This window comes from Paenibacillus bovis, from assembly GCF_001421015.2.
GTDB classification, from domain to species: domain Bacteria; phylum Bacillota; class Bacilli; order Paenibacillales; family Paenibacillaceae; genus Saccharibacillus; species Saccharibacillus bovis.
The window spans coordinates 4,690,950-4,700,000 of the sequence record NZ_CP013023.1 but is presented as its reverse complement, the minus strand read 5'-3'; the positions used below and the strand labels follow the sequence as shown (position 1 = coordinate 4,700,000).

The following is a 9,051-nucleotide window of genomic DNA, read 5'->3' as shown; positions in this document are numbered from 1 at the left end:
GTTACCAAGTTCAGTCAAACTCCGAATGCCGCAGACTTTATTCCGGGAGTCAGACAGTGGGTGCTAAGGTCCATTGTCAAAAGGGAAACAGCCCAGACCATCAGCTAAGGTCCCCAAGTGTGTGTTAAGTGGGAAAGGATGTGGAGTTGCTTAGACAACCAGGATGTTGGCTTAGAAGCAGCCACCATTGAAAGAGTGCGTAATAGCTCACTGGTCGAGTGACTCTGCGCCGAAAATGTAACGGGGCTAAACACACCACCGAAGCTATGGCTTGATACATTCGTATCAGGGGTAGGGGAGCGTTGAATTTAGGTTGAAGGTGTACCGTAAGGAGCGCTGGACAGAATTCAAGTGAGAATGCCGGTATGAGTAACGAAAAGATCAGTGAGAATCTGATCCGCCGAAAGCCCAAGGGTTCCTGAGGAAGGCTCGTCCTCTCAGGGTAAGTCGGGACCTAAGGCGAGGCCGAAAGGCGTAGTCGACGGACAACAGGTTGAAATTCCTGTACCACCGAAAGCCGTTATGAGCAATGGGGTGACGCAGGAGGGTAGTGACGCGGACTGATGGATGTCCGTCTAAGCAGTGAGGCTTGCATGTAGGTAAATCCGCATGCTCCAAGGCCAGGCTGTGATGGGGAGCGAAAATTGTAGTAGCGAAGGTCATGATCTCACACTGCCAAGAAAAGCCTCTAGCCAGGAAGCAGGTGCCCGTACCGCAAACCGACACAGGTGGGCGAGAAGAGAATTCTAAGGCGCGCGGAAGAACTCTCGTTAAGGAACTCGGCAAAATGACCCCGTAACTTCGGGAGAAGGGGTGCCCCGGTAGTGTGAATAGCACGAGGGGGCCGCAGTGAAAAGGCCCAAGCGACTGTTTAGCAAAAACACAGGTCTGTGCGAAGCCGCAAGGCGAAGTATACGGGCTGACGCCTGCCCGGTGCTGGAAGGTTAAGGGGAGTGGTTAGCGCAAGCGAAGCTATGAACCGAAGCCCCAGTAAACGGCGGCCGTAACTATAACGGTCCTAAGGTAGCGAAATTCCTTGTCAGGTAAATTCTGACCCGCACGAATGGCGTAACGATTTGGGCGCTGTCTCAACGAGAGATCCGGTGAAATTTTAATACCTGTGAAGATGCAGGTTACCCGCGACAAGACGGAAAGACCCCATGGAGCTTTACTGCAGCTTGATATTGAACTGGGGTGCGATTTGTACAGGATAGGTGGGAGCCTACGAAGAGGGAGCGCAAGCTTCCTTGGAGGCGCCGTTGGGATACCACCCTGATCGCATCTGAGTTCTAACCTGGTACCGTGATCCGGTACAGGGACCGTGTCAGGTGGGCAGTTTGACTGGGGCGGTCGCCTCCTAAAATGTAACGGAGGCGCCCTAAGGTTCCCTCAGAATGGTTGGAAATCATTCGAAGAGTGTAAAGGCATAAGGGAGCTTGACTGCGAGACCTACAAGTCGAGCAGGGACGAAAGTCGGGCTTAGTGATCCGGTGGTACCGCATGGAAGGGCCATCGCTCAACGGATAAAAGCTACCCTGGGGATAACAGGCTTATCTCCCCCAAGAGTCCACATCGACGGGGAGGTTTGGCACCTCGATGTCGGCTCATCGCATCCTGGGGCTGAAGTAGGTCCCAAGGGTTGGGCTGTTCGCCCATTAAAGCGGTACGCGAGCTGGGTTCAGAACGTCGTGAGACAGTTCGGTCCCTATCTGTCGTGGGCGCAGGAAATTTGAGAGGAGCTGTCCTTAGTACGAGAGGACCGGGATGGACGCACCGCTGGTGTACCAGTTGTTCCGCCAGGAGCATCGCTGGGTAGCTACGTGCGGACGGGATAAGCGCTGAAAGCATCTAAGCGTGAAGCCCCCCTCAAGATGAGATTTCCCAACTAGTAAGACCCCTTGAAGACGACGAGGTAGATAGGTTGGGGGTGGAAGTGCAGCAATGCATGGAGCTGACCAATACTAATCGGTCGAGGGCTTATCCAAATAAAGCTTTCTAAAGCAGCGGTGTTTCGTTTCGGATTCAGTTTTCAGGTGATCAACCTGGTAAGCAAGACGTTTGGTGATGATGGCGGAGGGGTTCCACACGTACCCATCCCGAACACGACCGTTAAGCCCTCCAGCGCCGATGGTACTTGGACCGCAGGGTCCTGGGAGAGTAGGACGTTGCCAAGCGAAAACAGCAAGACTTCCGCTCACACGAGCGGGTATTATTCCCTGATAGCTCAGTTGGTAGAGCACTCGACTGTTAATCGAGTTGTCACAGGTTCGAGTCCTGTTCGGGGAGCCATATGGAGAGGTGTCCGAGTTGGCCGAAGGAGCACGATTGGAAATCGTGTAGGCGTCACAAGCGTCTCGAGGGTTCGAATCCCTCTCTCTCCGCCAGAAAGATTATTTAATTTTAAATATGCAAAATTGGTTGTTGATTTGTAAATTACATGTTAGTATAAAATATATTGCTTATTATCAAGGCCCGTTGGTCAAGGGGTTAAGACACCTCCCTTTCACGGAGGTAACAGGGGTTCGAATCCCCTACGGGTCATCTACATTTATGGAGACTTAGCTCAGCTGGGAGAGCATCTGCCTTACAAGCAGAGGGTCGGGGGTTCGATCCCCTCAGTCTCCACCATAGATGTTTTATATGACGACGCGGGGTGGAGCAGTCCGGTAGCTCGTCGGGCTCATAACCCGAAGGTCACAGGTTCAAATCCTGTCCCCGCAATATCTTTGGAACCGTGGTGTAGGGGTTAACATGCCTGCCTGTCACGCAGGAGATCGCGGGTTCAAATCCCGTCGGTTCCGCCATTTTTTCTGAATTATTCTTCATAGAATAATTTGAGGAAATTATGATAATCAGTTTGATTATCGGTACAGCATATTCAAGTTGGTTAAAAAGTTTAGTTTGCGGACGTGGCTCAGCGGTAGAGCATCGCCTTGCCAAGGCGAGGGTCGCGGGTTCGATTCCCGTCGTCCGCTCCAATATGCGCCCTTAGCTCAGCTGGATAGAGCGTTTGACTACGAATCAAAAGGTCAGGAGTTCGAATCTCTTAGGGCGCGCCATTTTTACTTTGAAAGTCCACATACTTGCCGGTGTGGCGGAATTGGCAGACGCGCGCGACTCAAAATCGTGAGGGAAACCGTGGGGGTTCGAGTCCCTTCACCGGCATATCATCGGGATGTAGCTCAGCTTGGTAGAGCACCTGGTTTGGGACCAGGGGGTCGCATGTTCAAATCGTGTCATCCCGATATGTAAAAGCATCACTCTTTATGGAGTGGTGCTTTTTTATTTTATTAATATGTTTTTAAGTAGCGACTATTCCTTTTAATATAACAAAAAAATGATACATATGTTCGCCTATTTGCCCTATCATGTAGTATGATAAATGGAAGAGATGTACTTGTAATATTGAATAATAGATACAGATATAATGGAATATATAAATATGAAGGTACACAGATAACAAACAGGCAGATCATAGATGTGCAGAATGAGGGAGAGATCGGTTTGCGTATATTGGGGATTGACCCGGGGATTGCAATTGTTGGTTTTGGATTTATTGATAAGAATGGAAGCAAGCTGACACCTGTTCAGTATGGATGTATCCAGACAGAGGCGCACACGCCCGAAGAAGAACGCCTGATGCATGTATATGAGGGGATGGTACAGTTGATCGATAAGTACAAACCCGACGCCGTTGCCTTTGAAAAATTGTTTTTTAGTCGGAATGTGACTACTGCCATGTCCGTCAGTCAGGCGCGTGGCGTATCGATTCTAGCAGCTGCGCAGCGTGGCCTACCTATAGGGGAATATACACCAATGCAGGTTAAGCAGGCAATTGTAGGGTATGGTAAAGCAGAAAAACGACAGGTTCAAGAAATGGTGCGCATGTTTTTGAATCTGCAAAAAGTTCCAAAGCCGGATGATGTAGCCGATGCCCTGGCTGTTGCTGTTTGTCATGCTCACTCTTATGTATTAAATTCTAAATTAAATGAGGTACTCAAAAAATGATCGATTATTTGCGCGGGCCTCTGGTCCACTTGGAGAATGAATACATTGTAATGGATGTTAATGGTATTGGATATCGTGTATTTTGCCCCAATCCTTTTGCCTGGGCGAAGCATACAGGAGAGATTACGGTCTATACCCATCATCATGTCCGTGAGGATGCAATACAGCTATTTGGGTTCCCCAGCCGTGATGAACAGAAGCTGTTTCGTAAATTGATTGAAGTATCCGGAATCGGTCCACGGGTAGCCCTTGGGATTCTAAGTGGTGGCAGTCCGGAAGGGGTAATCACAGCTATTTATCAGGAGAATATTACCTTCCTGACCAAGCTACCTGGAATCGGCAAAAAAACAGCTCAACGCATGATTCTGGATCTCAAGGATAAGCTGGATGGGATCGGAGATGCACTTATTGCTACAGGTTTATTTGCCCAGACGGAACTGCCAATGGCAGCCTCTGGAGATGTATGGCCGGAAGTGCGCGAGGGTCTCAAAGCTCTTGGTTACACCGAATCAGAGCTGGATCGCATGTGGCAAACGCTCAAGCATGAAGTCTTTCCGGAAGATACAGCAGATTCTGTTATGAAACGGGCTTTGAAAATGCTGTATACTGGATCATAAGTATAAGTCATGATGTACGGGAGATAATCTGTAAATAAAATAAATTTTCGTAATATAGATTCAAACATATGGCTTGAACGGGCTGTAGTTGATACAGGATACAGGATACAGGATACAGGATACAGGATACAGGATACAGGATACAGGATACAGGATACAGGATACAGGATACAGGATACAGGATACAGGATACAGGATACAGGATACAGGATACAGGATACAGGATACAGGATACAGGATACAGGATACAGGATACAGGATACAGGATACAGGATACAGGATACAGGATACAGGATACAGGATACAGGATACAGGATACAGGATACCAATAGTGTGCGTATACTAGTGCTGATTAAAATAAAGATATACACACGGGGTATCAGGCATTGGGGCCCTAACAAGATATGAATTGTAATGAAAGGAAGCGATAAAGATGACGGATGACCGCATCATATCGGCTAACTTGATGATGGAAGACCAAGCGGTGGAACTCAGTCTGCGTCCCCGCTATCTGGCGGAATACATCGGTCAAAGCCGGGTAAAAGAAAACCTGAAAATTTATATTGAAGCGGCCAAAATGCGTGGTGAGGCACTGGATCACGTTCTGCTTTACGGTCCACCGGGACTCGGTAAAACGACGCTCGCTAATATTATTGCCAATGAGCTCGGAGTTAATCTTCGTACTACTTCTGGACCGGCGATTGAACGGCCTGGTGATCTCGCAGCATTGCTGACCAATTTGCAGGATGGAGACGTTCTATTTATAGATGAAATTCATCGATTGAACCGTTCGGTAGAAGAAGTATTATATCCGGCAATGGAGGATTCAGCGCTGGATATTATGATTGGCAAAGGGCCGAGTGCGCGCTCAGTGCGTCTGGATTTGCCTCCGTTTACATTGATTGGAGCAACGACAAGAGCGGGTCTGCTGTCAGCTCCACTACGCGACCGATTTGGCGTCGTTAGTCGTCTGGAATTCTACACAGTGGATGAATTGACCTTTATCGTCAGTCGTGGTGCGGATATTCTCGGAATTGAGATACTGGGAGACGCTGCCGAGGAGATTGCACTGCGTGGAAGAGGGACTCCGCGGATTGCAAATCGTTTGCTCAAACGGGTAAGGGATTATGCACAGGTACGTGGAGATGGTATTATCACACCGGAGATTGCTGAAGAATCACTGAATATGCTGCAGGTTGATCCGTGCGGATTGGATCAGATTGACCATAAAATGCTGGAAGCGATGATTCATAGTTTCCGTGGGGGGCCGGTAGGTTTGGATACAATCGCGGCTACCATTGGCGAAGAAGGGCAAACGATCGAAGATGTATACGAGCCTTACCTGCTACAGCTGGGGTTCTTGCAGCGTACTCCACGCGGACGTGTGGTTACGCCAAAAGCTTATAGTCACCTTGGAATTCCCATGCCGGAAGACTTGAAAGGTAAATAAGCACAAGTCATGTTATAATAGAGGCTCTGATACGTAGATAGAACCTCTGAATAGCGCAAAGCCTGTTATTTATAGAGTGTCATCTTCTATAAATAACAGGCTTTTTTATCATGTGAATCTGGATAAATCGCTTCTATAGATAGCTAAATATTGCATAATATCAAGAGTTTTGCTAGGCTTTCGAAGTCTTGAAGTCTTGAAGTCTTGAAGTCTTGAAGTCTTGAAGTCTTGAAGTCTTGAAGTCTTGAAGTCTTGAAGTCTTGAAGTCTTGAAGTCTTGGTGTTTTATTGTATGGATACTATAAAAGTATTCATTCCGAGATACAAACGAGTTGATACCCTGTTAGGAGCCAAGGGGAAGGCGAACTGAACTTTAGCCAAAATCATTTGGATTTTTGCAAAAATAGATATTGTCTTATCTATTGTATTCCTATTCTGTCTGATTTCTTTGTATTTAAGAAGTCGATTATATGGAAATAAAATAGATAAGACAAGCAGCAAGTCATTTAAATAGTTTATGCGTATAAAGAATAATGATCTTTCAAAAGTAATTACTTTAGTGAACAGCGAGAGGAAGGTAGCAATGAGGAAATTTGCAATGCTGCGAAGACGGAATCGGGAAAAAGCTGCTGTGGAGAATCATAATTACTATAATGGACAGCAGAATACAGATTTCAAATCAGTAAACCATCATATAATAGGTGCTAATCATGTAATAGGGTGTGAACATGTAATAGGATCTGAACATGGTTCGAGTCTGCACAGTATAATCATAGAATCGTCTGGGTGCACTGTTTTGCAACGGAGACAGGATAAACAAATGAAAAGTGCACAAAACAAATTAAAAGCAGCAGTGTTGGAGTCAACGAGCAAGAAGCAGGTGAATGCTCCATTTATGCTTCGCAAGCGGGTTGTACGTACTGCAGGTGCATTGGCACTGGCAGCCCTACTGATGACGGGGTATGCTATGCCTTCCTATGCGGCTGGATCATCGGATGAAGAGATTCGGGTCGGAATATTTTTTAATGGAGGCAGTACGTATACATCGATCGTACCTGTAGTTAATGTAAAATCAGCAAGTGATCTGGAACTCGGTGAAATGAGCGGACAGATATTTGATTCCTGGCTGTCGATTGGCAAGCAGGCCAGCTTTGGTATTGATGGATATCGCGTCAAAGTGATGGAAACGACAGATTTTGCTACCGCGGCGGCAGGCATCAAGCTACTGCAGCCAACCAGCGACAAACCGATCGTACTGACTTCTTCCAAAAATGGCAGTACGATCTACCAGCTATATACCGGCATGTATGCTACCGAAGCAAATGCCACTACAGCCGCTGCTCGCGTAAGCTCTACCGTACGCTCTCTGTTGAGTGGTCAGGCACCTTCTGTCAAAGGGAGCATGCATTTGTCTGCAGGCAGCTATGCAAATGAATCCCAGGCCCAGTCTGCGCTGATGACTGCGCAAAATGCCGGTCTGGATGCTTTTATAGCATTGACACATAGCGGCGGTCAGCTGACCTATAATGTATGGGTAGGCGAGGAAGCGAATAGTGCCGGTCTGGCTGCTGTAAAAGCGGCCGCTGCTACTGCACTGCCTGATGTGACTTTAACCACGGTAAACAGTACGGAATCGGCACTTATTGTCCGGCAAAATGCCACATCAAGCATTACAAGTCCTGCTCCGATTGATCATTATATTGTGAGCGGCAGCAAAGCCGTGATGCGTCTCAAAGGAAGCGATGCCGGAACCCAGGTGACCGAGAGGTCCGCCCGTTCCTATCGTGGAGACTTTGAAATTAGCAACTATAATGGTCAGCTGGCCTGGATTAATGTGCTGCCGATGGAAGACTATCTCTATTCTGTAGTAGGCGGTGAAGTATCGGCTTCCTGGCCTGCCGAAGCGCTCAAAGCGCAGGCTGTAGCAGCACGCAGCTATGCAAGATCGCAGGAAGGTACCTCCCGTTTCAAAATAGCGGATGTCGTCGATGGAACACTCAGCCAGGCTTATAACGGAGTCAGTGCCGAAGACAAGCGCATTATCAAAGCGGTAGACGATACTGCCGGTGAAGTCGTCATGAAAAATAATAAGGTGCTGGAGACCATATTCTCCGCCAATGCTGGTGGGATGAGTGCCGATAATTCGGAAGTGTGGAAAGGCAGCGGAGATGCTTATGTTAGTGTCGTCTCGGACGGAGATGCAGCTGCCCAGGCCAACCTCAAAAAATGGTATCATGTCCTGCTCGATAACGGCGAATCCGGCTATATCCGTGAAGATAATGCCAAACTCGCAGGCAAGCAGACAGAAGCAGGACTGGACTATATGACGGTAACTACCAAAAACACCAATGTGCGTGCACTGCCTGTTGTACAAAACAGTGTCAAAGCGGTTGCCCAATTGAATCCGGGAGATCAGGCGGTTGTGCTGGAGATTGTACCGGAATCGAATAGCTATGAATGGATTCGCGGACCGTATACGTCTGCCCAGCTGCTCTCTGCCCTCAAAGGCAAAACGACATCCAGTCTGCCATCGACGATCACCTCGATTCAGGTAACCGAACGTGGACCATCCGGACGTGTAACCGAGATCAAGGTCAATGGCAGTGTAGTCAGTGTCAAATATCCGGATATTTTCCGTTCGGCGCTAAATGGTCTGCCTAGCACGCTGTTTGATGTAGTTCAGACCGAGAAGTACACTGTGATCGGAGCAGGCAGCAGTCAGGACGAACTGCCTGCAGCAGGAGTCGTTATTTTGGGTGCTTCTGGACAAGGTAAAGGATCTTCCTCTACTGTTATCATGAATGGGGAAGGCAATGCGCGGGTTACCGAGCCGGGAGGCTTCCTGTTTACCGGACGCGGCAATGGCCATGGACTAGGGATGTCCCAATGGGGGGCCAAAGGAATGGCGGATAAAGGCTCCACGTACAAAGAAATTTTACAGCATTACTTTAAAGGTGCAGTAATTACGAAAGGATAA

At 48.0% G+C, this 9,051-nt stretch carries 5 protein-coding genes, 10 tRNA genes and 2 rRNA genes (1 of these 17 cut by a window edge); all 17 read left to right on the top strand.

The features are described from left to right. Positions 1 to 1,985 (top strand): 23S ribosomal RNA (locus AR543_RS20005); it begins 939 nt to the left of the window's first position. A gap of 72 nt (positions 1,986 to 2,057) precedes the next feature. Further along, positions 2,058 to 2,174 (top strand): 5S ribosomal RNA (rrf, locus tag AR543_RS20000). 39 nt (positions 2,175 to 2,213) lie between these two features. Then, positions 2,214 to 2,289: transfer RNA gene (locus AR543_RS19995), tRNA-Asn, on the top strand. A gap of 3 nt (positions 2,290 to 2,292) precedes the next feature. Next, positions 2,293 to 2,384 (top strand) — tRNA-Ser (locus tag AR543_RS19990). 85 nt (positions 2,385 to 2,469) lie between these two features. Further along, positions 2,470 to 2,541: transfer RNA gene (locus AR543_RS19985), tRNA-Glu, on the top strand. Positions 2,542 to 2,552: 11 nt separating this feature from the next. Further along, a tRNA-Val gene (locus AR543_RS19980) sits at positions 2,553 to 2,628 on the top strand. Positions 2,629 to 2,647: 19 nt separating this feature from the next. Further along, positions 2,648 to 2,721: transfer RNA gene (locus AR543_RS19975), tRNA-Met, on the top strand. A gap of 7 nt (positions 2,722 to 2,728) precedes the next feature. Further along, positions 2,729 to 2,804: transfer RNA gene (locus AR543_RS19970), tRNA-Asp, on the top strand. A gap of 99 nt (positions 2,805 to 2,903) precedes the next feature. After that, positions 2,904 to 2,978: transfer RNA gene (locus tag AR543_RS19965), tRNA-Gly, on the top strand. A 4-nt stretch (positions 2,979 to 2,982) separates the two neighbouring features. Continuing rightward, positions 2,983 to 3,059 (top strand) — tRNA-Arg (locus AR543_RS19960). 26 nt (positions 3,060 to 3,085) lie between these two features. After that, a tRNA-Leu gene (locus AR543_RS19955) sits at positions 3,086 to 3,165 on the top strand. 6 nt (positions 3,166 to 3,171) lie between these two features. Continuing rightward, positions 3,172 to 3,245 (top strand) — tRNA-Pro (locus tag AR543_RS19950). Positions 3,246 to 3,504: 259 nt separating this feature from the next. Next, positions 3,505 to 4,008 (top strand): crossover junction endodeoxyribonuclease RuvC, encoded by a 504-nt coding sequence (ruvC, locus tag AR543_RS19945; RefSeq protein ID WP_017813427.1) that lies wholly within the window; start codon positions 3,505 to 3,507, stop codon positions 4,006 to 4,008. Beyond that, entirely contained in the window at positions 4,005 to 4,625 is a 621-nt protein-coding gene (gene ruvA / locus AR543_RS19940) for a Holliday junction branch migration protein RuvA (RefSeq protein ID WP_060536127.1), read from the top strand. Before ruvC ends, ruvA begins: the two co-directional genes overlap by 4 nt. Positions 4,626 to 4,713: 88 nt before the next feature. Continuing rightward, entirely contained in the window at positions 4,714 to 4,971 is a 258-nt protein-coding gene (locus AR543_RS19935) for a DUF1720 domain-containing protein (protein WP_227871790.1), read from the top strand. A gap of 87 nt (positions 4,972 to 5,058) precedes the next feature. After that, positions 5,059 to 6,075 carry a Holliday junction branch migration DNA helicase RuvB gene (ruvB, locus tag AR543_RS19930; RefSeq protein WP_017813430.1) on the top strand — a complete coding sequence of 339 codons (1,017 nt, stop codon included), beginning with the start codon at positions 5,059 to 5,061 and terminating at the stop codon, positions 6,073 to 6,075. An 819-nt stretch (positions 6,076 to 6,894) separates the two neighbouring features. After that, the gene (locus AR543_RS19925) at positions 6,895 to 9,051 is read left to right on the top strand and encodes a SpoIID/LytB domain-containing protein (protein ID WP_227871789.1); all 2,157 of its coding nucleotides are present in this window, start codon (positions 6,895 to 6,897) and stop codon (positions 9,049 to 9,051) included.